This is a genomic window from Nonomuraea sp. NPDC049028 (assembly GCF_043197735.1).
Classification (GTDB): Bacteria; Actinomycetota; Actinomycetes; order Streptosporangiales; family Streptosporangiaceae; genus Nonomuraea.
The window spans coordinates 772421-795977 of record NZ_JBICTR010000001.1 but is presented as its reverse complement, the minus strand read 5'-3'; the positions used below and the strand labels follow the sequence as shown (position 1 = coordinate 795977).

Annotated in this window: 18 protein-coding genes; 7 read left to right on the top strand and 11 right to left on the bottom strand. The window is 72.5% G+C overall.

Features of this window, described 5'->3' with window-relative positions; translation table 11 throughout:
* Nucleotides 1-149: 149 nt before the first annotated feature.
* From ACGFJ2_RS03595 to ACGFJ2_RS03585, 3 genes are all read left to right on the top strand, one after another.
* Nucleotides 150-398 carry an SCO4226 family nickel-binding protein gene (locus tag ACGFJ2_RS03595; protein ID WP_357951277.1) on the top strand — a complete coding sequence of 83 codons (249 nt, stop codon included), beginning with the start codon at nt 150-152 and terminating at the stop codon, nt 396-398.
* Between the two features lie 429 nt (nt 399-827).
* On the top strand, nt 828-1148 hold the full coding sequence (locus tag ACGFJ2_RS03590; RefSeq protein WP_393464256.1) for a hypothetical protein: 321 nt from the start codon (nt 828-830) through the stop codon (nt 1146-1148).
* Between the two features lie 171 nt (nt 1149-1319).
* A complete protein-coding gene (locus ACGFJ2_RS03585) occupies nt 1320-3233 on the top strand; it encodes an ATP-binding protein (RefSeq protein WP_393464253.1) in 1914 nt (637 codons plus the stop codon).
* On the opposite strand, the gene ACGFJ2_RS03580 is transcribed toward ACGFJ2_RS03585, so the two are convergent.
* The 8 genes from ACGFJ2_RS03580 to ACGFJ2_RS03545 form a co-directional block, all read right to left on the bottom strand.
* Nucleotides 3199-5088 carry an ABC transporter ATP-binding protein gene (locus ACGFJ2_RS03580; protein ID WP_358182979.1) on the bottom strand — a complete coding sequence of 630 codons (1890 nt, stop codon included), beginning with the start codon at nt 5086-5088 and terminating at the stop codon, nt 3199-3201. The genes ACGFJ2_RS03585 and ACGFJ2_RS03580 overlap by 35 nt on opposite strands.
* A gap of 35 nt (nt 5089-5123) precedes the next feature.
* Nucleotides 5124-8057: a type 2 lanthipeptide synthetase LanM family protein gene (locus tag ACGFJ2_RS03575; RefSeq protein WP_393464250.1), complete on the bottom strand. Its 2934-nt coding sequence runs from the start codon at nt 8055-8057 to the stop codon at nt 5124-5126.
* A gap of 6 nt (nt 8058-8063) precedes the next feature.
* The gene (locus ACGFJ2_RS03570) at nt 8064-8306 is read right to left on the bottom strand and encodes a DUF6229 family protein (protein WP_357951270.1); all 243 of its coding nucleotides are present in this window, start codon (nt 8304-8306) and stop codon (nt 8064-8066) included.
* Between the two features lie 92 nt (nt 8307-8398).
* Nucleotides 8399-9556 carry a 4-carboxymuconolactone decarboxylase gene (gene pcaC, locus ACGFJ2_RS03565; RefSeq protein ID WP_393465285.1) on the bottom strand — a complete coding sequence of 386 codons (1158 nt, stop codon included), beginning with the start codon at nt 9554-9556 and terminating at the stop codon, nt 8399-8401.
* Between the two features lie 8 nt (nt 9557-9564).
* Complete coding sequence (locus ACGFJ2_RS03560) at nt 9565-11049, bottom strand: lyase family protein (protein WP_393464247.1); 1485 nt, start codon at nt 11047-11049, stop codon at nt 9565-9567.
* Complete coding sequence (locus tag ACGFJ2_RS03555) at nt 11039-11563, bottom strand: protocatechuate 3,4-dioxygenase subunit alpha (RefSeq protein ID WP_357951266.1); 525 nt, start codon at nt 11561-11563, stop codon at nt 11039-11041. The genes ACGFJ2_RS03560 and ACGFJ2_RS03555 overlap by 11 nt, the downstream gene beginning before the upstream one ends.
* Complete coding sequence (pcaH, locus tag ACGFJ2_RS03550; protein WP_393464244.1) at nt 11560-12228, bottom strand: protocatechuate 3,4-dioxygenase subunit beta; 669 nt, start codon at nt 12226-12228, stop codon at nt 11560-11562. Before pcaH ends, ACGFJ2_RS03555 begins: the two co-directional genes overlap by 4 nt.
* Nucleotides 12229-12247: 19 nt before the next feature.
* Nucleotides 12248-13402 (bottom strand): 4-hydroxybenzoate 3-monooxygenase, encoded by a 1155-nt coding sequence (locus ACGFJ2_RS03545; RefSeq protein WP_393464242.1) that lies wholly within the window; start codon nt 13400-13402, stop codon nt 12248-12250.
* Between the two features lie 80 nt (nt 13403-13482).
* Here ACGFJ2_RS03545 and ACGFJ2_RS03540 point away from each other — a divergent pair, with 80 nt between their 5' ends.
* The 3 genes from ACGFJ2_RS03540 to ACGFJ2_RS03530 all read left to right on the top strand — a co-directional run bounded on the left by ACGFJ2_RS03540 (nt 13483) and on the right by ACGFJ2_RS03530 (nt 16248).
* Nucleotides 13483-14232, top strand: coding sequence for an IclR family transcriptional regulator (locus tag ACGFJ2_RS03540; RefSeq protein ID WP_357951262.1), 750 nt, complete (start codon nt 13483-13485; stop codon nt 14230-14232).
* Between the two features lie 76 nt (nt 14233-14308).
* Nucleotides 14309-15391 (top strand): Gfo/Idh/MocA family oxidoreductase, encoded by a 1083-nt coding sequence (locus tag ACGFJ2_RS03535; protein WP_358182992.1) that lies wholly within the window; start codon nt 14309-14311, stop codon nt 15389-15391.
* Nucleotides 15388-16248 carry a PmoA family protein gene (locus ACGFJ2_RS03530; RefSeq protein WP_357951259.1) on the top strand — a complete coding sequence of 287 codons (861 nt, stop codon included), beginning with the start codon at nt 15388-15390 and terminating at the stop codon, nt 16246-16248. Before ACGFJ2_RS03535 ends, ACGFJ2_RS03530 begins: the two co-directional genes overlap by 4 nt.
* A gap of 51 nt (nt 16249-16299) precedes the next feature.
* Here ACGFJ2_RS03530 and ACGFJ2_RS03525 read toward each other — a convergent pair whose 3' ends face one another.
* Nucleotides 16300-18066, bottom strand: a complete 1767-nt coding sequence (locus tag ACGFJ2_RS03525; RefSeq protein ID WP_393464238.1) for a thiamine pyrophosphate-binding protein — start codon at nt 18064-18066, stop codon at nt 16300-16302.
* A gap of 107 nt (nt 18067-18173) precedes the next feature.
* On the opposite strand from ACGFJ2_RS03525, the gene ACGFJ2_RS03520 reads away from it, so the two are divergent.
* Nucleotides 18174-19073, top strand: coding sequence for an NAD(P)H-binding protein (locus ACGFJ2_RS03520; RefSeq protein WP_357951255.1), 900 nt, complete (start codon nt 18174-18176; stop codon nt 19071-19073).
* A gap of 6 nt (nt 19074-19079) precedes the next feature.
* On the opposite strand, the gene ligD is transcribed toward ACGFJ2_RS03520, so the two are convergent.
* Together ligD and ACGFJ2_RS03510 are read right to left on the bottom strand one after the other, a co-directional pair.
* On the bottom strand, nt 19080-20240 hold the full coding sequence (gene ligD / locus ACGFJ2_RS03515) for a non-homologous end-joining DNA ligase (RefSeq protein ID WP_357951253.1): 1161 nt from the start codon (nt 20238-20240) through the stop codon (nt 19080-19082).
* 31 nt (nt 20241-20271) lie between these two features.
* Nucleotides 20272-23520: a BTAD domain-containing putative transcriptional regulator gene (locus tag ACGFJ2_RS03510; RefSeq protein ID WP_393464235.1), complete on the bottom strand. Its 3249-nt coding sequence runs from the start codon at nt 23518-23520 to the stop codon at nt 20272-20274.
* Between the last annotated feature and the right edge of the window lie 37 nt (nt 23521-23557).

The following is a 23557-nucleotide window of genomic DNA, read 5'->3' as shown; positions in this document are numbered from 1 at the left end:
ATCATAAGGCCGTTGAATGATCATATGCCGGGCAAGGCGGGAGGCGGGGGTTCCTGGACATGCCATTTGAGGAATGTTGGGGTGATTGATGACTTATGTCGGATCTAGTCTGAGAGGGACCTGCGCCAAATGTCGACAGGAGGAATGTCATGACAAGGTTTATGGATGTCCACCACGACATGGTGGGCATCACTGACGAGCAACTCCGTGAAGCGCACGAGGCCGACCTCGCGATCCAGAGCGAAGAGGGCGTGTCCTTCATGCAGACCTGGGCGGACCCTGAGGAGGGCGTCATCTACTGCCTGTCCGACGCACCGAGCGCGGAGGCCGTGCAACGCATTCACCAGCGGTCGGGCCACCCCGCCGACGAGATTCACCCCGTGCCGCTGGCTCTCTGACCGCTCGCCGGGGAGCCGCCTCCACCGGGCATGCACGATCGAGCCCACTGCCGGCAGAATCACCTGCAGCAACGGCGGAGATCGCGTTAATTGTCGCGGCGGACTGATCCTGCCCGTTGAAGTCGAAGCCCCGTCCACGTACGCGTACAGCCGCCGGCTTTTCGAAGCGCCCGACCTGACATCCTGTACAGCCTGCCGCCGCTCGCCCTCGGCGCGGTCGGGGAGTGGCCGGAGCGGCACCGGTACAACGACATCTGGGACTCGTTACGGATGGAGTTCGACGCCGGCATCAAGATGGCGGAGGACCTGAGTGATCGGGTGTTCGCATCCGAGCGCCGCGGCGGAGGGCCGGGGCCGCGTCGCCGGGGTCGGGCGTCTGGAGTCGAGGCTCGCCAACCTGAGCGCCCAAGGTGACTCAATGTCCCGGAGGTGGCCGAAGGAGACCGCGCCGTTCCGGGAAGCGAGCCCGGACGGCTGGAAGCGGCACCTGGTGAATGGCTACGCCGGTACGGAGGAGGATCTGGCAGGGCCAAGTCCGAGCTGGCGAGCTGGAGCAAGACCACCGATGCCAACCTGAAGAAGGCACAGAGATTCAGTTGGTCCGCGGTGGCCGCCGGGCTCGCGTGGGCGGCGCTGGTCATCCCGTCCGACGAGACCCTGGACCGCGCGGTGCTCGGGTGGGAGGACCTCGCCTGGCAACTGGGGAGATCTTCGGCCAGGACACGGCGGCGGTGCGCGAGGCGGTGCTGAGCTCGTGGCAGGCGGCAAATCGGCTTCACGAGTCTGAAGGCCGCTGCCTGAGCAAACCCGGCCCAAGTGCCGGACCGGCGGCAAGCCCGCCTCCCCAGGGCGAGTGGAACATTCCTGTCCCTCGATGTCACGCCTCAAGGTCAGAGGCACGCGGAGGGCATCGGGAGCACCATGATCGATGAGACAGGGATCGATGGGACAGACGGCCGCGAGAGCAAGGTGCTGATCCGGCTGGTGGGCTCGTTCGGGGTCGAGAGGGACGGCCTGCGCGAAACGGTCGGCGGGCGAGCCGGGACACTCTTGAAGCTGCTCGCGGTCGAGCGCGGCCACACGCTGCCCACCGACCGCGTCGTAGATGTGCTGTGGCACGACTGCCCGCCGAAACGGCCGGCGGAGAACGTCGCCACGTTGGTGAGCAGGCTGCGCAGGACTCTCGGCCCGGAGGCCGTGACAGGCGGCAGGCGGGGCTACCGGCTGGGCCGGCCACCGGCGGTGAGCGTGGACCTCGACGAGGCCGCCGCGCTGACCGCGGAGGCGGAGGGCCGGCTGGCGGTGAACGAGGCGGCCGCGGCCGTCGCCGCGGCGACGCGGGCGATCGAACTGCTCGACGACGGGGTCATCCTGAAGGGCGACTGCGACGCCCCTTGGGCGGCGGCGGCGCGGGGCGAGGCGGCCGGGCTGCTCAGGCGGGCACTGCACGCGGCTGCGACAGGGGCGCTCCGGAACGCCGAGCCGGAGCGGGCACGGCGGGCGGCGGAGTCGGCGGTGGCCGCGGATCCGTTCGACGAGGCGGCGCACCGCCTGCTGATGCGGGCGCACGCCGAGGCGGGCGAGCCCGCGCGGGCGTTGCTGGCCTACGAGCGGCTGCGCGACGTCCTGGCGGCCGAGCTGGGCACGGACCCGGCGGCAGAGACACGGGCGGTGCACTTGGCGATCCTGCGCGAGCAACCCGCCGGCCCCCCGGCCGCGGAGAGGGATTCCGCGTTACCCGGGCGGGAGGAAGAGATGACCATGATCTCCCGGGCCTGGGCGGCGGCCACGACGGGGCGGACCGGGGTGCTGCTGATCGTGGGTGAGGCGGGCATCGGCAAGTCCCGGCTGGCCGCGGAGACGGTACGGATCGCGCGGGCCACCGGCGGGATCACCCTGGAGGCGCAGTGCCAGGAGATCGAGCGTTCGCTCTTCCTCCAGCCGTTCGCCGACGCGTTGACGCCGCCGGTCACCCGTCTCACGGAGTCCGTGCTCCTCGACATGATGGGTGATGCGGCGCAGGCGCTGGCCGAGCTGATCCCGGAGGCGGCGCTGCGGCAGGGGCGCTACGGCTCGGCTGGGCAAGTCGCCGGGCGCAGGTCCACCTATGAGGCGGTGGCCGCGTTTCTGCGGGCACTGGGGGCCAGGAAGCCGGTCCTGCTGGTGCTGGAGGACCTTCACCTGGCCGGCAAAGAGACCGTCGAACTCGTGCACTACCTGGCCCGCCGGGTCTCCGGCGCGCGCCTGCTGGTGGTCGTGACGGCACGCTCGGCGGAGAACACGGCGGCGCTGGAGGCGCTCGGGCATGCAGCCGTCCGGCTGGAGCTGGGGCCGCTGCCCGCGCGGTCGGTCGCGCGGCTGGCCGCAAGGAGCGGTCAGGGCAGGTGGGCGGACGACGTCTTCCGCCGGACACGCGGTCACCCGCTGTACGTCGTCGAGCTGCTGCGCGGCCTGGCGGCGGGTGAGCACGGGGTGCCGGCGGGGCTGAGCGCGGCGGTACTCGCGCGGGTTCACCGGACCGGCTCGCTGGTGGAGCGCCTGCTGCGGGCCGCCTCGGTGTTCCGGGGTACCTTCGAGCCCGCGCTGGCCGGGGAGCTGCTCGGCCTGCCGCCGCAGGTGGCCGCCGAGCTGTGTGAGCGCGCGCTGAGGGTGGGATTGCTCGTGGTGACGGGCAGCGGGTACGAGTTCGCCAACGAGGTGACGCGGGAGTCCCTGTACGCCGCCACGCCCGTCCCGACCCAGCTGGTCTACCGCCGCCGTGCCGCCGATCTGCTCGGCCACCGCGACAACAGGCCGGTGCTCAACGGCCGGAGCCACCACCCCGAACTCCGCTGAGAGGGAGCTCGTCGGCGTACATGCGGGCCTGCAGCTCGTACAGCTCCGCGTATCGACCGGATCGGGCGATCAGCTCGTCGTGCGTGCCCTGCTCCGCCAGCGCGCCCTCGTGCAGGAGGTAGATCCGGTCGGAGTTGCGTACGCTGGCCAGCCGGTGCGTGATCAGGATGACGATCCGGCCGGTGGCGAGGCGGCGCAGCGACTCGTACACGGCGAACTCGGCCTTGGCGTCCAGCGGCGCCGTCGGCTCGTCCCAGATCAGTACGGGCGCGTCGCGGAAGACGCCGCGGGCGACGGCCAGCCGCTGCCACTGACCGCCCGACAGTTCCTGTCCGCCGCGGAAGTACTTCGAGAGCAGCGTCTGCCAGCCGTTGGGCAGGTCGGCCACCACGGTGTCGGCGCCCGCCAGCTCGGCGGCGGCGCGCAGCGCCAGGTCGCCGGGGTCGTCGCGGCCGTGGCGGCCGGCCCGGACGTTGGCGCGGGCGGTGTGCGGCCATCGGATCGGGTCCTGGAGCACCATCATGATCCGGTCGCCGACGCTGTGCGGGTCCATCTCGCGGATGTCCACGCCGTCCCAGCTCACCTGCCCGTTCGTGGGCTCGTACAGGCCCGCGATGATCTTGGCGAGCGTGGTCTTGCCGGAGCCGTTCTCGCCGACGAGGGCGATGGTCTGACCGGTGCGGACGGTGAGGTCGATGCCGCGCAGCGCCTCGCGGGTCCCGCCCGGGTAGCCGAACTCGACGCCGCTCAGCGTGATCACCTCCGGCGCGACCGGCGCCAGACGGGTGCGGGTGGCCGCCGCTCGGCTCCTGGAGGCGGCGTCGTCGACGAACTCCTGGTAGTCCGCCACGTACATGCCCTGCTCCAGCAGCTGGTGCGCCGAGTGGACCAGCCGGCTGAGCGCGGCGTTCGCGGTCCGCACGGCTATCACCGCGCCGCCGGCCACCGCCAGCGGGATCCAGCCCGCCTGCAGCAGCAGACCGAGCACGGTGAACGTGATGGCGGACATGAGCCCGGTGAGCGCCCGGCCGACGGTGCCGACGCGTACCTGGCCCGCCTTCACCCGTACCTCCTGGTCGCGCAGCGGGTCGGCGACCTCGGCGTACTCCCGCAGCAGGAACTCCTCGGCCTGGCAGGCGCGGATCTCCGGCGCGGGGTCGCGCTGCGTGCCCAGCTCGGTGATCATCTGGACCCGGCGGTTCAGGGTGACCGTACGGGTCATGTGCGCGTACGCCAGCCGGGCCGAGCGCTGCACCGTCCAGGCCGACGGAAGTACGCCCAGCGCCAGCACCGGAAGCAGCGCGGCGTGCAGGACGGCCAGCCCGGTGAACGCGGCGGCGAACGCCAGCGCCGCGCCGACGAGGTCGACCAGGTTGTCCACGGCCCGCGCGAGGTGGAACAGGCCCCGATCCCGGGCCCGCTGCATCCGGTCGTAGAACCCGGCGTCGTCGTAGGCGGCCAGCTCGACGCGGAGCCCGGCCGCGAACAGCTCCCCCTCCGCCATCCGGCGCACCGCGGGCGTCAGCCGGGCGTACGCGGCCGCGATGGCCGTCTCGACCGCCCCCCGCAGCAGGTACGCCCCGCCGACGAGGAGAATCAGGGGCAGCGCGGCCGCCACCACCTCCACGGTGGGGCCGGTGGCGAGCAGCCGTTCCAGCGCCCCCGTGGTGGCCAGCAGGCCGAAGGCCGTGGCGGCTCCCGACACGACCTGGAGCAGGACGACCGTGACGGCCTGCCGGGGGGCCGCCCGCGCCACGATCGCGAGCACCGCCCGGCTGGTGGCCGGCAGCCGGCGGCACATCCGCCAGAACCCCATGTCGCCCGCGTCGTCGAGTTGCCAGTAAGGCGACACCATTTCATGGGCATCTTCATGGGCATCGGCGGACGCGCTCAAGACGGCTTCACTGTGCTGGAGACCGGGCCGGGGTCGGGCAGGAGCACCGAGGGCAGTGGGCATTCGGGATGCATACGGAGCAACTGGTACGCGACTCCGCCGAGCCCCGGCATCAGCCCCGGAACGAACGCGTCCCTGGCGAACCCACTGACCGGCCCATGCTCCTCGACGCTGCCGAGCAGGTGGGCCTCCAGCCGGGGCCGGTCCAGTCCGCCCGCGCCGAGCCCCGCGGTGACGGCGAGGTCCAGCACCTCCCAGGCCCCGAAGTCGCCGTGGCACAGGGTGTGGTTCCAGCCGATGCCGTCGGCCTGGCTGGACTGCGCCGCGCGCCGCAGCAGGTCACGCAGCCGTTCCGGGTCGCCGCGGCCCTCCATGAGCTGGTCGGCCGCCACGACCGCGATCCCGACGGACCCGTGGCACCACGCCGCCCCGATCTGGTCCGGGCCGCGCAGGTCGCGCCAGCTGCCGGTCTCGGGGACGTACAGGGTCTCCTCGTAGGCGAAGGCGGCCTCGGCGACGCTCGCGCAGTCGGTGTCGCCGGTGGCCGCCGCCAGCCGGGACAGCGCCCAGCCGATGCCGGTCGCCCCGTGCGCCAGGCCGCCGATGCCGTCGGGGAAGCCGTCGATCGTCCAGCACGCGGTGTCGCCGCGTACCTGTGCCGCCGACACCAGTTTGCGGCCGATCGTCCTGGCCAGGTCCCCCGCGTCGGCGTTGCCCGCGCTCTCGTGGAGCCGCAGCAGGGGCACCACCGCGCCCGCCATGCCGCGCACCAGGTCGAGCGACGGGTCGGAGTCCAGCGCGGCGGGCAGCTCGCGGACGAGGTTGGCCGACCGCGAGAACGCCTCGGCCGGCTCGATCACGCCGAGGCGTACCAGCAGCAGCCAGCCCCAGATCCGTGAGGCGAGCCCGAGGTAGCCGCCGGCGGGCGCGGGCCGGCGCGTCTTGATCTCGGCCCGGTCCTTGGCCCACTGCTCCTCCGCCATCCGCACGGTGCGCAGCACGTCGGCCAGCAGTTGCCCGACGTCCGGAACCGGGTCGGCCCGTCCCGCCTCCATCTCACGCAGGTAGCCCGCCAGCAGCACGGCGATGCCGGCCGCGCCGCCGTACATGTCGAGGCCGAGCGGCAGCACCGCCCATCCGGTCGGGTTGAGCACCGGCGCGATCCAGGTGACGGTGCCGTCCTCGGCGCGTACGGCGGCGTCGGACAGCGATCGCATGATGTCGGCCGCCAGCGCCCGCCGCCTGCGGTCCAGGTCGTCGGTGTTCAGTACGGCCGGGAGCAGGCGCCGTTGGTCGGGTACGCCGCCCTCGTTCAGGTACGCGCTGACCAGGGCGGACTGGATCACCTGGTGCTCCAGCGCGAGGTCGGCCGACCGCCACCGGTCCAGCGTCCCGGCGATCAGGTCCTGGGCGGGACCCCACTGGGTGCCGCGCGGCCCGGTGAGCCGGCCACGACGTGGCGTGGTGGCGAAGAACGGCACGTCGCCGTCCAGCAGCTCCTCGACCTCCGCCTCGATCACCTCGGGGTCGTCCGGCCGGCCGGGCGCGTTGGCCGCCTGCCTGGCCAGCAGGTCCGCCGCGCGCCGCCGGGCGGCGGGCTCGTCGTGCAGCGAGTGCGGGTGCCAGAGCATCCGCTGCAGCTCGGCGTAGCTCTCGGTGGACCTGAGTACGACCCGGATCGGCAGGTCGGCGAACTCCCCGAGCCACCCCGCCAGCTCGCCGCCCTCGTCGAGCTTCCTGAGCCGCCCGGTCAGCCGGGTGAACCCGTCCACCACCAGGTCCCAGTGCTTGCTCAGCACGGGCTCCGGGCTCGGGTGGTTGAGCGAGAGCGGGACGCGTACGGGCGCGAGGCCGATCCGCGCCTCGTCGGTGCCGACACCGAGAATGACCGGCAGCTCCGTGACCGGCTGCTGGCCGGGCAGTGAGCCGATGGCGGACATGTCGACGCCGCGCCAGCCGAGCGCCAGCCCCCGGCCCGGCAGCAGCCCGGTGCCCAGCACCGAACCGCCGATCAGCGCCCCCGCCCGGTCCGCCGCGAGCCCGTAGCCGGAGACGCGCGTAGGCGGCTGGGGCGTGAACAGCGTCTCGCAGTCCACGACGGTCGGGATCGGTCCTGCGGCGATCAGGTTCTCGGCGTGCAGGTCGGTGCCGCCGATCAGCCGCATCACGGCCAGCCAGTGCCCGAGGTTGCGGTAGAAACAGCGCATTTCCTCGTCGTCGGCGCAGTACCGATGGGCGACGTGCTCGGCCCAGCCGTAGCCGTCGCCGCTCACCACGTCGGGGACCCTGATCCGGGTGTCGGCGGGCTCGTCGGCCAGCAACCGGCTCAGCAGCCGCGCCGCGGCCAGGTCCACGGCGACGGATCGCGGCTTGTAGACGACCTTGCCCGCGGCACAGGTCAGGATCGCCACGCTCTGCCCGCCGCGATGGCTGTCGCCCGCGCCGAACTCGACGCTCACCAGCTCCCCCGGATCGCCCCCCTTGGCCTGCCCCGGCTCGCCCCCCTCGAGCGGCCGGAGCAGTGTCGTGAGCAGCGGGCGGTCGGCGGCGAAGCGGCAGGCCAGGCTCATCGCCGCCGCGCACCTGTGGCCGATCAGCCGTCGCAGGCGTGGGAGCAGGGTCGGGTAGTGGCCGCCCAGCGACTCCCAGAACTCCGGGTTCGCCGCCTGGGACTCCCAATCCCGCCACCTGGCCTCCGGGTCGGCGCCCGTGAGCCTGCCGGTGATCCTGGCCGCGTTCAGCTCCAGGAGCAGCACCCGGTTGGTCCTCATGCGCACGGTGTTCAGCAGCGCCGTGGCGGCGCCCGTGAGTACGGCCCGGCGCTCCGTTTCCGCCAGGCCCGCGACGGACCCGAGCCGGGCCGCCAGTCGCTCCAGTGAAGGTTCGAGCAGGCGGTCCAGCACGGTGTCGCTTACGGTGTATTCCCCCATGTCAGGTCAGCAGCACAAGCGCCCGGCGGAGGCGCTGCAGGCGGTGCCGCAGCCGCCCTCGGTGAGCGGAGGGGGAGGCGGGTTGCAGCCCGACGCGGCGAGGATGGATTCGAGGGTGATGTCCGCTTCCGCGTACTCACCGCTGGCGAACAGCGGGCCAGCCGGGTTGTCCCATCCTTCGACGAGCTGCGTGCCGCTCCGCCAGCCGGCCACGATCCGGTCGGCCTGCTCCGGGGTCAATTTGGGCATGAGATCGGTCCCTTCCTTGAGCCGAACAATCCGCTCAAGATGCTGCCAACCGACGTTGCAAATCCGTTGCAGCCGGGACATCGAGCGTGGGATCAGTCTTCTTCTGCCTGGACTTCCGCCAGGACGCGCTGGGCGACGGCGAAGGCGGCGTTGGCGGCCGGGACCCCGCAGTAGATCGCCGTCTGCAGGAGCACCTCGCCGATCTCGTCGGGGGTCAGGCCGTTGCGCAGGGCCGCGCGCACGTGCATGGCCAGCTCGTCCAGGTGGCCGCGGGCGACCAGCGCGGTCAGGGTGACACAGCTGCGGGTACGGCGGTCGAGGCCGGGCCGGTTCCAGATCTCGTCCCAGGCGTAGCGGGTGATGAGGTGCTGGAAGTCGCGGGTGAAGCCGGTGGTGGCGGCGACGGCCCGGTCCACGTGGGCGTCGCCGAGCACCTCACGCCTGGTACGCATCCCGGCCGCGTGACCGGAGTGACCGCCCAGATGGCCGACGATCGCGGATGTGACGGTGTCGGCCCGCTCCACACTCGCCAGGTGGGCCGCGCCGGGCACCACGCGCAAGAGCGCCCCGGGGATGCCTTGAGCCAGCGTGAGAGCCTGGTCCAAGGGCGTGGCCGGATCGTCGGCCCCCGCGACGATCAGCGTGGGGGCGGTGATGGCGGCCAGGCGTCCGGTCAGGTCGCAGGACGCGATGGCGGTGCAGCAGGCCGCGTACGACTCGGCGTCCACGCGTTCCAGCATGTCCGTCACCCAACGGCCGTCGTAGCCGGCGGTGAACCAGCGGGCCGCCAGCACCGGGGCGAGCTGGGTCACGCCGGAGGCACGTACCAGCGCCGCCCGCTCCAGCCACGGACCCGGCTCCCCGAACCGCGCCGACGTACAGCACAGCACCAGACTCCGTACCCGCCCCCGCCGACCGGCCTGCTGCCGACCGGATTGCTGCTGACCGGCCGCGATCGCGGTGGCAATCGCGCCGCCGAGGGAGATGCCACCGACCGCGAACTCTCCGTCCTGCGCGTCCTCCGTCTCGTCCACCAGGTCCAGTACGGCCCGCGCCAGGTCGTCGATCGTCAGGCCGGAGGTGGCGGGAGCCGAGCCGCCATGGCCCGGCAGGTCGTACCGGAGCACTCGCCACGACTGGGTGAGCGCGCTCAGCTGCGGCTGCCAGATGTCGAGCGTGGTGCCAAGCGACGGCCCGAGAACCAGCAACGGCGCGCCGGCGGGCCCGTCGACGCGGTGATGCAGCTTCATGCTCACGATCACTTCCGGTAGTCGTCCGGGACGCGGCGCTCGCGGTGTTCGGCCGGGACGCTGCGCTTGCGGTAGTCGGAGGGGACGCGACGCTCGCGGTAGTCGGCCAGGAGACGATCGACGAGTTCCGGCGCGGCGCCCAGGTAGCCCTCGGGGTCGAGCAGTTCCTCGGGTCCCTCCAGCGGGCCCGGACGGCTCAGCGCCTCGTCGAGCGCGTCGCGGCCGAGGTGGACCGCGAGCCGTTCCGACACGATGCGCCCGCCGGTCAGACAGGCGTTGTCCCGCATCCTTTCCGGGAACACCTGGAGCCCGGCGACCAGCTCGGCGGCCGTCTCCGCGGCGCCGCCGGTCAAGCGGAGGCATTCGCGCAGCGGCGACCACTCCGCCTGCCAGGCGCCCGCGGCCCGCTCGTGCTCCCCCGCCTGTCCCAGCAGTTGGGCGTACGCGGGCACCTGGAGCGCCGCCGACCGGATCAGCACCGACAGAGCCGGGTTGCGCTTCTGCGGCATGGCCGAGGAGTTGCCCCGGGACGACTCGGCCACCTCGCCGACCTCGGTCTGGGCCATGAGGATCACGTCGGTCGCCACCTTGCCGAGCGCGCCCGCCGCACCGGCCAGGGCCGCGCCCAACTCGCCGACCACGGACCGCTCGGCATGCCACGGCGCGAGCGGAGCGACCAGCCCGAGCTCCTCGGCATACAGCTCGACCAACCGAAGCACCCGCACCTGCGCACTCTCGCCACCACCGGGCTCAGCATCGGCGGCGCGGCCTGGTTCGGTGCGGGCGCCTTCGACGAGGGCGGCTAGAGTGCCCGCCGCGCCGCCGAGCTGGGCGGGCAGGCGTAGCGCGCTCAGCCGGTCGCGGGCATGCAGGAGGCCGGTCAGCCAGCCCGCCGCCTTGAGCCCGAACGTCGTCGGGACCGCCTGCTGGCCCAGCGTGCGAGCCGCCATCAGCGTGTCGCGATGCCGCTCCGCCAGCCCGGCGAGCACGTCCATGGCCGCGTCCAGATCCGCCACGATCAGGCTGATGGCACGCGCGGCGACCAGCATCGCGGCCGTGTCACAGATGTCCTGGCTGGTGGCTCCCCGGTGGACGAACACCGCCGCCCCGACGCTCCCGGAGGAGGCGGGGGCTTCGGAGGAGGTGCTGGTTTCGGCGGCGGTGACGGCAGTTTCGGAGGCCCCGGCTGCGCTGACGGCTTTGCGCAGGTCGGCGACCAAGGGGACGACGGGGTTGGCGGCCTGTCTGGCTCGCTGGGCGAGGTCCGGTAGGTCCGCCGTGAACCCCGAGGCCACCCGGTCGATCAGGGCGGCCGCCGCACTGGGGATCAGCCCGGCGCGCCCCTGCGCACGGGCCAGCGCCGCCTCGGCGTCCAGCATGGCGCGCAGCCAGGCCGCGTCCGACGTCACCGCCTCCACCCGGGTGCCCGCCCGCACCGGCGCCAGCAGCCCGCTGTCCGCAGCAGCCCCGCCGGCAGTCCCGTCAGAAGTCAAGGAACACCGTCTCCCCATCCCCCTGGAGCCGCACGTCGAACCGGTACCGGTCCCCCGACCCCGTCGCGATCAGTGTCCCCCGCCGTTCCGGCTCCAAGCCGTCCAGCAGCGGATCAGGCAGATCCTCCAGGTAGACGCGGGTCAGCAACGACCGCAGCAACCCCCGCGCGAACACCTGCAACGACAGGTACGCCCCCTCAGGCCGCGCCGTACGGAAGCGAAACGAACCATCCGGATCCGTAGCGCAACGCCCGAAGCCGGACACTTCCCCATCGCCCCGCAGCAGCGCGCCGCGGTCGCCGGTGCGGCCCAGCCAGAGTTCCAGCAGCGCGTCCGGCACCGGCTCACCGGCGCCGTCCAGGACGCGGCCGGTCAGCATGATCGCGCCCGCGTGTCCGGGAGGCACCAGCTCCCAGTCGTGCGGGTACGGCAGCGCATGGCTGAAGAACGGCCCCACGGTCTGCGAGGGCGTGAGCTTCATGAAGGCTCCCTCCTGGGAGGGCGTGAGGTTCATGACGACTCCATCGGGGTTCGGCCCAGCACGATGTCGAAGGAGTAGCCCAGCGACCATTCGGGCTCGGTCAGGTCCATGGAGAAGGCCGAGACGAGCCGTTGCCTGGCCGGTTCGTCGGGGATCGACTGGAGGATCGGGTCGAAGGGCATCAGCGGGTCGCCGGGGAAGTACATCTGCGTGACGAGCCGCTCGGTGAAGGCCCGCCCGAACACGGAGAAGTGCAGGTGCGCCGGCCGCCACGCGTTGTGGTGGTTGCGCCAGGGGTAGGCGCCGGGCTTGATCGTGACGAACCGGTAGCGGCCGTCCTCGTCGGTGAGGCAGCGGCCGGCGCCGGTGAAGTTCGGGTCGAGGGGGGCTGGGTGCTGGTCGCGTTCGTGGGCGTAGCGGCCGGCGGCGTTGGCCTGCCAGAGCTCCACCAGCGTGCCGCGGACCGGTTTTCCGGCGGAGTCCAGGATGCGGCCCGTGACGGAGATGCGCTCGCCGAGCGGCTCCCCGGCGTGCTGTCTGGTCAGGTCGGAGTCGAGCGCGCCGACCTCGTCCTGGCCGAAGACCGGGCCGGTCAGCTCGATCGCGTCGGGATCGCTCCTGAACGCCACCGGTGGCCGCGCGGGCGCGCGCAGGATCGTGCTGCGGTAGCCGGGGCTCAGGTAAGGAGGATGGGTCATGGCCGCCCTTCAAAGTTGATCATGGAAGCCCCACGTAGTTCTCCGCCAGCGTCGTGGCGGCCGCCTCGGAGGAGGTCACGTAGTCCAGGTAGGACAGCTGCAGCCGCCGCCCGTAGTCGTCGTCGGAGTCGAACGTGTGCAGCAGGGTCGTCATCCACCAGGAGAAGTGCTGGGCCCGCCAGACCCGCTTCAGGCAGGACTCGGAGTAGGCGTCGAGCAGGTCGGCCGAGCCGGTGGAGAAGAACCGGTGCAGCGCCTCGGTCAGGACGCGTACGTCGGCCACAGCGAGGTTCAGCCCCTTCGCGCCGGTGGGCGGCACGATGTGGGCGGCGTCGCCGGCGAGGTAGAGGCGGCCGTACTGCATGGGCTCGGCGACGAAGGCCCGCATCGGCGTGACGCCCTTGTCGAAGATCTCGCCGGTGTCCAGGACGAAGCCGGGTACGGTCTCCAGCCGCGTCTTCAGCTCGGCCCAGATCCGCTCATCCGGCCATTCCGCCACGGTGGCGTCGGGCGGAACCTGCAGGTAGAAGCGGCTGACCGTGGGCGAGCGCATGCTGTGCAAGGCGAAGCCGCGTTCGGTCCTGGCGTAGATGAGCTCATCGGACGAGGGCGCCACCCGGGCCAGGATGCCGAGCCAGGCGAAGGGATAGTCCCGCTCGAACAGCCGCAGAACGCCCGGCGGGATGGACGGCCTGGACACGCCGTGGAAGCCGTCGCAACCGGCGATCACGTCGCAGTCGAGCCGTTCGCCGCCGAACGTCAGGTACGGCTCGGCCTCCAGCGCATGCACGGCCACGTCCTCGATCTCGAACCGCACGTCGCCGCCCGCCTCCAGCCTGGCGGCGATCAGGTCCTTGACCACCTCCTGCTGGCCGTACACGGTGATGGACCGGCCGGGCACCAGCTTCTCGAAGGCGATGCGGTGGCCCTGCCCGCCGTACCTGAGCTCGATGCCCCGGTGCGGCAGGCCCTCGCGCAGCAGCCGCGCGCCGACGCCCGCCTCGACCAGCGTGTCCACCGTCCCCTGCTCCAGCACGCCGGCGCGCACACGGCGCTCCACGTACGCGCGACCGCGCTTCTCCAGCACCACGGAGGAGATGCCGCGCAGGTGGAGCAGGTGGGACAGCAGCAGACCGGCGGGCCCCGCCCCGATGATCCCTACCTGAGTGCGCATGAGGGAAGCATCGTGCTTCGGGCACCGATTGTTCGAGCTGACCCTTCCACTGAGCGGAAGAATTGTGCAGGATTTGCGGTATGTCAGGCGGATCCCAGGGACGGACGGTGACGTCCAAGGTGCTCGCCATCCTGGGCGCGTTCGACTCCGGGCACCCGCAGCTCACGCTGACCGACCTGGCCAGGCGCAGCGGCGTACCGCTGAGCACGGTGCACCGGCTGGTCGGCGAGCTGGAGGAGTGGCAGGCGCTGAGCCGCGCGCCCGACGGCCGGCTCCGCATCGGGCTGCGGCTGTGGGAGCTCGGCCAGCTCGCCCCCGCCAAGCTCCAGGACCTGGCCCATCCGTGGCTGCAGGAGCTGTTCGCGAGCACCGGCGAGAACGTGCACCTGGCCGTCCGAGACGGACTGGAGGTCCTGTACGTGGACAAGGTGGCCGGACGGCGGGCCGTGCCGATCGTGTCCAGGACGGGCGGGCGGCTGCCCATGCATCCGACGGGCGTCGGCAAGGCCCTGCTCGCCTACGAGCCCGAGTGGTTCGTCCGGTCGTACCTGGACCGCGTGCTCGAACGGCCGACCCCGCACACGATCACCGAGCCGGGGCGGCTGGCGCGCGAGCTGGCCACCGTACGCGCCCAGGGGTACGCGCTGACGTACGAGGAGATGACGCTCGGCTCCTGCTCGGCCGCGGCCCCGGTCCTCGTCGACGGCCGGGCCATCGCCGCGCTCGGCATCGTGCTGTCCTCCAGGCGCGCCCGCGAGCTCCCCCGGCTGGTCGAGCCCCTGCTGACCGCCGCGAACGGTATCGCCAGAGCGTGCGCCGCCACGCCGTAGCCCTTGCCCAGAACTGCCCGTGGGCCATAACGTGCTCCGGTAAGCGCTTTCCAAAGGTCTCCAAAGGAGGTCGCCCGTGCCGTCCCCCCTGCGCGTCGCCATCGTCGGCGGCGGCGCGATCGCGAGCTTCGCGCACATGCCCGCCTTCCAGGAGTTGTCTGACGACATCGAGGTGGTCGCCGTCGTGGACGCGACCGCCGAGCTGGCCCAGGCGTTCGCCGACCGGTTCGGCGTGCCGTACGCCTCGGACGACCTCGAAGGCATGCTCGCCGAGGTACGCCCCGACCTGGTCGACGTCTGCAGCCCGCCCTCCCTGCACGCCGCCCAGGTGGCCGCCGCGCTGCGCGCGGGCGCGTGGGTGTGGTGCGAGAAGCCGCCGTGCCTGTCGCTGGCCGAGTACGACGCCATGGTCGCGGCCGAGCAGGAGGGCGGGCCGTACGCGGCGATCGTGTTCCAGCAGCGGTTCGGCTCCGGCGCGCAGCACCTGCGGCGGCTGATCGAGAAGGGCGCGCTCGGCACCCCGTACGTCGCGCACTGCCAGACCACCTGGTACCGCGACGACGCCTACTACGCGGTGCCGTGGCGCGGGCGCTGGGAGACCGAGGGCGGCGGCCCGGCGATGGGCCACGGCATCCACCAGCTCGACCTGCTGCTGGAGCTGCTGGGCGAGTGGAGCGAGGTACGCGCCATGGCGGCCAGGCTGGCGCGTGACGTCGAGACCGACGACGTCACGACCGCGCTGGTCCGCTTCGAGTCCGGCGCCCTGGCCACGGTGGTCAACAGCGTGCTGTCGCCGCGGCAGGTCAGCCACATACGCATCGACCTCGCCGACGCCACGCTGGAGCTGACCCACCTGTACGGCTACACCAACGACGACTGGACCTGCACCCCGGCCGAGCACGCCGGCCCGATCGAGTGGCCGCCCGCCGAGGACGAGCCCACCTCCCACCTGAAGCAGCTACGGGCCCTGGTGACGGACCTGCGCGCGGGCCGGCGGCCGCGGGCCAGCGGGCGGGACGGACGCCGGTCGCTGGAGCTGATCACCGCCATGTACAAGGCGGCGCTGACCGGCGGTACGGTACACGCGGGCGAGGTGGGCCCCGGCGATCCCTTCTACCGCAGCCTGCACGGCGACACCCCCGGATGGAGCCCCTCATGAGCGCGATCGTCTTCGAGGCGCACGGCGTGGAGCTGATGCGCTACGTCCACGAGCCCGACCCGCAGCCGTTCGAGGCGCCCAAGCCGTACATCCACCCGATGCGTACGCTGGCCGGTGACGTGGTGACCTCCTACCGGCCGCACGACCACCGCTGGCACAAGGGCCTGCAGCTGACCGCCTCGCACGTGTCCGGCCAGAACTTCTGGGGCGGCGGCACCTTCGTCCGCGAGGAGAAGCGCTACATCGACCTGGACAACAACGGCACGATGCGCCACGACACCCTCGACGTACGCGAAGACGGCCTGTCGGGGCAGCTGACCTGGCGCAGCTCGCGCGGCGAGCCCTGGGTGGAGGAGCGGCGCGAGCTCACCGTCGAGGCGGTCGACCCGGCGAACGGCTCCTGGGAGCTGGTCTGGCACACGACCCTCACCGGCCTGCGCGAGGAGCCGCTGCGTTTCGGCAGCCCCACCACGCACGGCCGCCCGCTCGCCGGATACAGCGGCCTGTTCTGGCGCGGCCCGCGCTCGTTCACCGGCGGCGAGGTGCTCGGCCCCGACGGGATGGGCGGCGAGGAGATGATGGGGCAGCGGGCCCGCTGGCTGGCCTTCCAGGGGCGGCACGACGAGGTGGACCGGTCGTCCACGCTGATCTTCGTACCGGAGCCGGGGCCGGAGTCGCACTGGTTCGTGCGCAGTGGCCCGTTCGCCGCCGTCAACCCCTCATGGGCCTTTCACCAGGAGTTCGAGCTGGCGCGCGGCCAGACGATCGCCCGCCGCTACCGGATCGTGCTGGCGACCGGCTGGTGGGGCACCGAGCGGATCGAGGAGCACCTGGCCAAGCGCCGAGCCGCCGACTAGTCGGCGAGCCGCTGCCCACGCGGCGCAGGCGGCTGATCACCGGGCGCCTGGCTAGTCGCCGAGCCGCTGGATCCGGTCCTTGAACAGGGTGGTGGCGATGGCGGCCCGGTGCGGCTGGCCCTTGATGAACGCCTGGGCGAAGCTCTTGGCCTGGTCGTAGGAGACCTTGGCGGGCAGCGGCGGCTCGTTCGGGTTCACCTCCACGTCCACCAGCGCGGGCCCGTCGTAGGCCAGCGCCTCCTGGACCGCGGACACGAGGTCGCCCGCCTTGGTGACCTTGACCCCGAACCCGCCGCAACCCCGGGCCCAGCCGGCGAAGTCGCCCGCCGGCTCGGGGAAGCGCACGCCGTGCTCGGGGTAGCCGAGGACCATCTGCTCCCACAGGATCTGGCCGAGTGAGCGGTTGTTGTTGATGACGACCTTGACCGGCAGACGCTGCTGGGCGGCGGTGAGGAATTCGGCCATGAGCATGGCGAACCCGCCGTCGCCGACGTACGCGATCACCTGCCGGCCCGGGTAGGCGTGCTGCATGGCGTTCGCGTACGGCAGGCCGGGCGCCATGGAGGCCAAGTTGCCCGACAGGTAGAACGCGCGCCCGCCGCGGATCGTCCAGTGCCGGGCGGCCCAGGTGGCGATCGTGCCGCTGTCGCAGGTCATGATGGCGTCGTCGGCGGCCAGGTCGTCGAGGACCGACACCACGTACTGGGGCGCGATGGGGTCGCGGTCGGCGTTCTCCTGCGCGTCCATGTCCGCACGCCACTTGACCATTTTCTTCTGATATTTCGCCAGATGGGAGTTCCCGTCGCGGGCGGAGAGCAGCGGCAGGAGGGCACGCAGTCCCTCCTTGGCGTCGCACACCACCGGCACGTCGGTGGCGATCCGCGCCCCGGCCCTGGCGGGGTCGGCCTCCAGCTGCACGACCCGCGTCCCTCCCGGCTCCGGCAGGAACTTGGAGTAGGGGAAGTTGGTGCCCACCATGAGCAGGACGTCGGCCTCCTCCATCAGGTCCTCGCTGGGGCGGGTGCCGAGCAGCCCGATCCCGCCCGTCGTGTACGGCGATTCGTCGGGGACCACCGCCTTGCCGGGCAGCGTCTTGACCACTGGCGCGCCGAGCGTCTCGGCGACCGCCAGCACCTCATCCCTGGCGTGCAGCGCGCCCGCCCCGACCAGGATGGCGGGCCGTTCGGCCGTGTTGAGCACCTCGGCCGCCAGCTGGATGTCCTCCTGGCGGGGGATCCCGGCGGGCGCCAAGTAGACGGGCGCCGTCTGCGGGGTCCTGGCGGGCGCCACGTGCTGCCAGGGGTCGGCGTCCGCGTCGGCCACCTGCAGGTCGTTGGGCAACGTGAGGTGGGCGACCCCGCGCCGCGCGTACGCGGTGCGGATCGCCACGTCCACCAGCGCCGACAGCTGGGCCGGATTGGTGATCATCATGTTGTACTCGGCCACGTCCGCGTACAGCCGATCCAGCTGCACCTCCTGCTGGTAGGCGGTGCCCAGCACGGAGCTCTCCTGCATCCCGGTGATGGCCAGCACGGGAGCGTGGTCGAGCTTGGCGTCATAGAGCCCGTTGAGCAGGTGGATGCCGCCGGGGCCCGAGGTGGCCAGGCAGACGCCGATCTTTCCCGTCGCCTTGGCGTAGCCCGTGGCCATGAAGGCGGCGGCCTCCTCGTGGTGGACCAGGACGAAGCGCACCTTGTCGCGATGGCGTCGCAGGCCCTCCATGATGCCGTTGATGCCGTCGCCCGGCATGCCGAAGACGGTGTCGACGCCCCACTCGGCGAGCCGCTCTACCAGGGATTCCGCTGCTATACGTGCCATGACCCCGGCCCTACCCCCGACCGGGGTAGGCAGACCCTTTGACCAAGCATGCGCTGAATTTCGGTGTCATTTCGGGAGAATTCCCAGGCTGCGGGTAGGGGCGGGGAATGCACATTCTGGTCACGGGGGCAACCGGCACGCTGGGCAAGGCCGTGGTGCCCACACTCCTCAGGACGGGTCACACGGTGCGAGCGTTGAGCCGCCAGGCGCACTCGGGCCGGGACGTCGAATGGGTATGGGGTGACCTGACTGGGGGCAAAGGCGTCTACAGCGCCGTGCGGGACGTCGACGCGATCATCCATCTCGCCACCTTCGCCCGCAAGGGGCACCGGGCCGGCTCCGTCGACGTCGCGGGCACCGCGGTGCTGCTCGACGCGGCCAGGGAGGCCGGGGTGCCTCACCTGGTGTTCACCTCGATCGTCGGCGCCGACCAGGCCGCGACCGGGTATCTCGAGGACAAGCTCGAAGCCGAGCGGCTGATCAGGGAGAGCGGGATCGGCTGGACGATCCTCCGCTCCACCACCTTCCACCAGCACCTCGACCAGCTGCTCCGGGAGCTGACCGCCTCCTACCCCGCGATCCCGGTGGACCGCACGCTCCCCTGGCAGCCGGTGGACCGCTCCGAGGTCGCCGGGTATCTGACCGATTTGGTCGCCGCCGGTCCCGAGCGGGGCGTGATCGAATATGGCGGGCCCGAGGTGATCGGCATGGACGCGGTGGTCAGACTCTGGCTGCAGGCCAAGAGGCTGCGCCGTCTGCTACTGCCGGTGCGCTATCCAGGCGGCAGGTGGGCCGCCCAGCGGGCCGGCTGGCACACCACGGACGCCACGCCACTGGGGCGGATCACCTGGCACGACCACCTCTTCCCCGCACCGCCCGAGCCGTCGGACGACTTCGCCGTCGAGCACACCGCCTCGCCGACCAGCCCGGCCACCCAGCCGGACCTCGACCCGAACGCGCACGTCTACGGCGGAGACGACGGCTACGAGCGCCCGACCCGCGCCTGACCCGCCTTAAATGGTCCAGGGGTCGTAGTCGACCTCCAGCGGCTCCTGGGCGGGTCGCTGGGCCTCCGGGACGTGCTGGAGGTTGACCCGGATGCGGTACCACACGCTGCTGCGCCCACGCATGCCATCGACGAGCACATCGGCGGGCTGGAGGTGGCCGGCCACCTCGGTGTGCCTGGCCTTCCACCGCTCGAACCCCGCCAGCGCCTCGTCCTTGTGCTGCGCCCTGGCGATCTCGACGACGGGAAGATCCTCGCGCTCGGGGGCGGGCCCCTGCGACTCGGCCAGCTCCAGCAACGACTCCAGGCCGCCCGCGTGCAGGTCCATGTCCGCCCACGGGTCGCCCAGCTCGGCGAACCTCTTGGGGACCGTGTCGATCGTGTGGTCGCCCGGCCGGCAGCCCGGCACCTCGTCCCAGGTCAGCGGCGTGGAGACGCGGGCGTCGGCGACCGGTCTGACCGAGTAGGCGGAGGCGACCGTACGGTCATAGGCGTTCTGGTTGTAGTCGACGAACACGCCGTGCCGCTGCTCCTTCCACCACCGGCTGGTGGCCACCTCGGGGGCGCGCCGCTCGACCTCCCGGGCCACCGCCTCGGCCGCCCGGCGCACCTCGGCGAAGGTCCAGCGCGGCTCGATGCGGGCGTACACATGAAAACCTCGTGATCCCGACGTCTTCGGCCAGGCGGTCAGTCCGTGGTCGGCCAGCACCTCGCGGGAGACCTGCGCCGTGCGCAGCACGTCGCCCCAGCGCACGCCCGGCACCGGATCGAGGTCGATGCGCAGTTCGTCGGGGTGGGCCAGGTCGGCGGCCAGCACCGGGTGCGGGTTGAGGTCGACGCACCCCAGGTTGACCGCCCACACGATGTGGGCCGTCTCCGTCGCGACGACCTCCTCGGCGCTGCGCCCGGAGCGGTAGCGGAGCTCGGCCACCTGGATCCAGTCGGGCCGCTTGGCGGGCGCGCGCTTCTGGAAGAACGCCTCCTCCTCGATGCCGTGCACGAACCGCTTGAGCACCATCGGCCGCCCGCGGACGCCGCGCAGCGCGCCCTCACCGACCGCCTGGTAGTAGCGGATCAGGTCGAGCTTGGTGTGCCCGCTGGCGGGGAACACCACCTTGTCGGGATTGGTGACGCGGACTTCACGCCCTGCGACCTCGATGTCAGGCATGAGGGTCACGATACGTGGCGCCCCCGACAGATCAGGCTCGGCTCCTCGCCTCCCAGAAGGCGAGTCCGAGCCGCCGGTACGTGGCGATCGCCACCCGCCGGTGCTCGTCCGCCTCCCCGGTACGGCCCAGCCGTAGGGCCAGCGCCGCGAGGACGTCGCGGACCGAGCCCCAGGCACCGCTGCCCATGCCCATGACGATGAACTGGTCGGCTACCGGCAGCAGCCGCTCGTACAGCTCCTCCGGGTCAGGTGTGCCGAGCCGGGCGGCGATGAGGCCCCAGATCGGGAACAGGAAACCCCCCGACCAGTCGTCCCGCAGCTCCGTGCCCCACCGCGCGATCAGCGCCCTGGCCAGTTCCTCCTTGCCCACGTCGAGGGCGGCCAGGATGGCGAGCGGCCGCATCGGGGTCATCTGCGGGAGGTCGCTCGCGGCGATGAGGTCGTCGATGATCTCGGCCACCCGGCCCTGGCCGCGTCTGCACGTGTAGAGCGTGGCCAGTCGGCGGGCCTCCGCGCCCCACGGGCTGGCACCGTACTTGAGGTCCGGGAAGTCGGCCACCAGCGCCTCCGCCTCGGCCCAGCGGCCGTGCAGGGTGTGTCCGCCCGTCTGCGCGACCCGGACCATGGCTTCCAGCTCGGGGCGGCGTACCTCCTCCAGGACCCGCTCGCAGCGGGCGAGCTCGCGCTCCCACTCGGCCAGGTCCCCCGCGCGGAGCAGGCAGGACATTCGCAGGCCGCCGGCCACCAACCGGGCCTCCCTGGTCAGCCCTGGAATAGCCAGCATCTCGTCGGCGGCGCGCAGCCGGGCGGGGTTGTTCCCCATGACGAACCCGGCGATCAGATAGTTGTTCAGCGTCCTGGCCAGCAGTGCCGGGTCGCCCAGCGCGCGGGCCAGCTCCACGGCGTCCGCGGCGAGTAGTTCGCCCTCGGCGCGGCGCGGGCCGTAGTGGAGTTCGACGCCGAGCGTGCCCAGCAGCGTGGCCCTGGCGTGGTCGTCGAGCGGGCCCGCCAGCAGGTCCTCCAGGACCGACACCATCTGCTCGTCCACCACGCCGTACGGCCGCCAGTTCCACACCGACAGCCCGCCGAACGCCGATACCGCCGTCACCAGCGCGTCGCGGTCGCCGAGCCGCTTGGCCGCCGCGATCGCCTCCGTCAGGTCGTGCATGGCGCCGTCGGCGTCGCCCACGGTACGTCGAGCCTGGCCGAGCTCGGTCAGCAGGTGGCAGCGGTCGGCCGAGTCGCCGGGCGGCAAGTGCGCGACCGCCAGCTCCCAGAACGTGACCGACTCGGTGTAGCCGTGACGGGCCACCGCCTCCCGCGCCGCGGCGACAGCATAGGCCACCGCCCGCTCGGCGCCGCCCAGCTTCGCGGCCGCGGCGAAGTGGCCGGCGAGCTGGGCGGGGTCGGCGCCGGGCAGGGTCTCCAGGTACGTACCGGCCCTCAGGTGCAGCCGGGCTCTGGCCAGCCGGGTGAGGCCCGCGTCCAGCGCCTGGCGTACCAGGGCGTGCGAGAAGCGGTAGTCGGCGGGCCGCGCGTCCTCGGTCAGCAGGCCGACGGCGACGGCGGGCTCGGCGAGGGTCATGACCTCCTCGATCGGCCGCTCGGTGAGCGCGGCCAGCAGGTCGACGGTCACCTCGCGGCCGGCCACCGCGGCGGCTCTGAGCAGGTCCTGCGTGGCGGCGGGCAGCCGGGCGAGCCGCCGGTCGATGACGTCGCGGGCACCGGCCGGGACCAGGTCCCGCTCGCTCTCCGGCAGCAGGAGCAGCTCGGTCAGGTAGAACGGGTTGCCGCCCGAGCGGTCGAGCATCGCCACCGGATCCGCGTCCACGTGGCGCAGGCGCAGGTAGTCGAGCACCTCGCCGGCGTCAAACGGCGCCAGCGGCACCCGGTGGCTCTCCCGCGCCAGCGCGCCCAGCGTCTCGCGCAGCTGCTCGGGGTGGTCGCCAGGCTCGGGCCTGAGCGTGACCAGGACGAGTGTGGAGGTACGGGCGAGCTCACCGGCGACGTGGCCGAGCAGCCGCAGCGACGAGACGTCGGCCCAGTGCACGTCCTCCAGCACCAGCAGGAGCGGGCCGCCGCGCAGCCGCGACACCACGCCGTCGTACAGGTCGAACAGCTCGGCCTGCGGTTGCGCGGGGATCAGCCCGGTCTGGGTCCAGGGCCAGAAGGGCGGGGCCGTCTCGCCGTCCAGGCAGCGTCCCCAGGCCGTCTGGAAGCCGCGCGCGGCGGCCACCTCGGCGGCGGCGCGCGCCAGGCTCGTCTTGCCGATGCCCGCCTCGCCGGTCACCAGCAGCAGGCCGCCCCTCCCCCGGCGGGCCTCGGCCAGCAGCTCCTCGACCAGGTGCAACTGTCCGTCCCGCGCGATCAGCCGCTGACCGGCCGTGCCTCGGCCGCTGACCGAGTCGTCCGCCGACGCACCGCTTCGAGCGGCAGTGTGCGTAGTGAAGGCGGTCTGGGCGGTGAAGGCGGTCGGCGTGGTGAAGGCGGTCGGGGCGGTGAGGCCGGGTGCGGTGAGGGTCATCAGGTCGGGCGACTGGTCGAACACCGCCTGTTCCAGCCGCTTCAGCTCCGGCCCCGGCTCGATGCCCAGCTCGCCGTCCAGCAGCGACCGGACCCGGCGCAGCGCCCCGAGCGCGTCCGCCTGCCGGCCCGCCCGGTAGAGCGCCAGCACCAGCAGCGCCCAGGCCCGCTCCCGGTAGGGATGGGCCTCGACCAGCGCCTCCAGATCCGGCAGCCCGGCCTCGCCGAGTGCCAGCCGCGCCTCGAACCGGTCCTCGGCCGCCCCCAGCCGCAGCTCCTCCAGCCGGTGTACGGCCCGCCGCGCGAACTCCAGGTCGGCGAACTCCCCCAGCAGCTCACCCCGCCACAGCCCGAGCCCCCGGTCGAGCACCTCCAGCGCCTCGGCGTACCTGCCGCCTCGCAGCACCCGCCGCCCGTCCTCGGCCAGCGCGGTGAAGCGGCCCGCGTCGACCTGTCCCGGCGCGATGTCGAGCAGGTAGCCGGGCTCGCGGGTGAGCAGCAGGCGGGGCGGCGTACGCGGCTTCCTGTCAGGTTCCAGCACGCGGCGCAGGTGGGAGACGTACGCCTGGAGGGTCGCCGTCGCCTTGGCCGGCGCCTCCCCGGCCCACAGTTCCTCGATCAGCCGGTCGAGCGGCACCACCCGCCCTGGTGAGAGGGCCAGCACGGCGAGCACGGCCCGCTGCTTACGCGTGCCGAGATCGAGCCGAACACCATCGGCGGAGTCGACCTCAAGCCGGCCGAACAGACGGACATCCACAAACCCCAAGTCAACCCCAAATCCCCCTCAAATGGTA

Excerpts from the sequence above, each read along its gene's own strand:
- ACGFJ2_RS03540 (WP_357951262.1), top strand. The coding sequence starts at position 13,483 with ATGTCAGGCGGATCCCAGGGACGGACGGTGACGTCCAAGGTGCTCGCC.
- pcaH (WP_393464244.1), bottom strand. The coding sequence starts at position 12,228 with ATGACCCATCCTCCTTACCTGAGCCCCGGCTACCGCAGCACGATCCTG.
- ACGFJ2_RS03530 (WP_357951259.1), top strand. The coding sequence starts at position 15,388 with ATGAGCGCGATCGTCTTCGAGGCGCACGGCGTGGAGCTGATGCGCTAC.
- ACGFJ2_RS03570 (WP_357951270.1), bottom strand. The coding sequence starts at position 8,306 with ATGCCCAAATTGACCCCGGAGCAGGCCGACCGGATCGTGGCCGGCTGG.
- pcaC (WP_393465285.1), bottom strand. The coding sequence starts at position 9,556 with ATGAAGCTGCATCACCGCGTCGACGGGCCCGCCGGCGCGCCGTTGCTG.
- ACGFJ2_RS03595 (WP_357951277.1), top strand. The coding sequence starts at position 150 with ATGACAAGGTTTATGGATGTCCACCACGACATGGTGGGCATCACTGAC.
- ACGFJ2_RS03555 (WP_357951266.1), bottom strand. The coding sequence starts at position 11,563 with ATGAACCTCACGCCCTCCCAGGAGGGAGCCTTCATGAAGCTCACGCCC.
- ACGFJ2_RS03525 (WP_393464238.1), bottom strand. The coding sequence starts at position 18,066 with ATGGCACGTATAGCAGCGGAATCCCTGGTAGAGCGGCTCGCCGAGTGG.
- ACGFJ2_RS03585 (WP_393464253.1), top strand. The coding sequence starts at position 1,320 with ATGATCGATGAGACAGGGATCGATGGGACAGACGGCCGCGAGAGCAAG.
- ACGFJ2_RS03520 (WP_357951255.1), top strand. The coding sequence starts at position 18,174 with ATGCACATTCTGGTCACGGGGGCAACCGGCACGCTGGGCAAGGCCGTG.
- ligD (WP_357951253.1), bottom strand. The coding sequence starts at position 20,240 with ATGCCTGACATCGAGGTCGCAGGGCGTGAAGTCCGCGTCACCAATCCC.
- ACGFJ2_RS03580 (WP_358182979.1), bottom strand. The coding sequence starts at position 5,088 with ATGGTGTCGCCTTACTGGCAACTCGACGACGCGGGCGACATGGGGTTC.
- ACGFJ2_RS03545 (WP_393464242.1), bottom strand. The coding sequence starts at position 13,402 with ATGCGCACTCAGGTAGGGATCATCGGGGCGGGGCCCGCCGGTCTGCTG.
- ACGFJ2_RS03575 (WP_393464250.1), bottom strand. The coding sequence starts at position 8,057 with ATGGGGGAATACACCGTAAGCGACACCGTGCTGGACCGCCTGCTCGAA.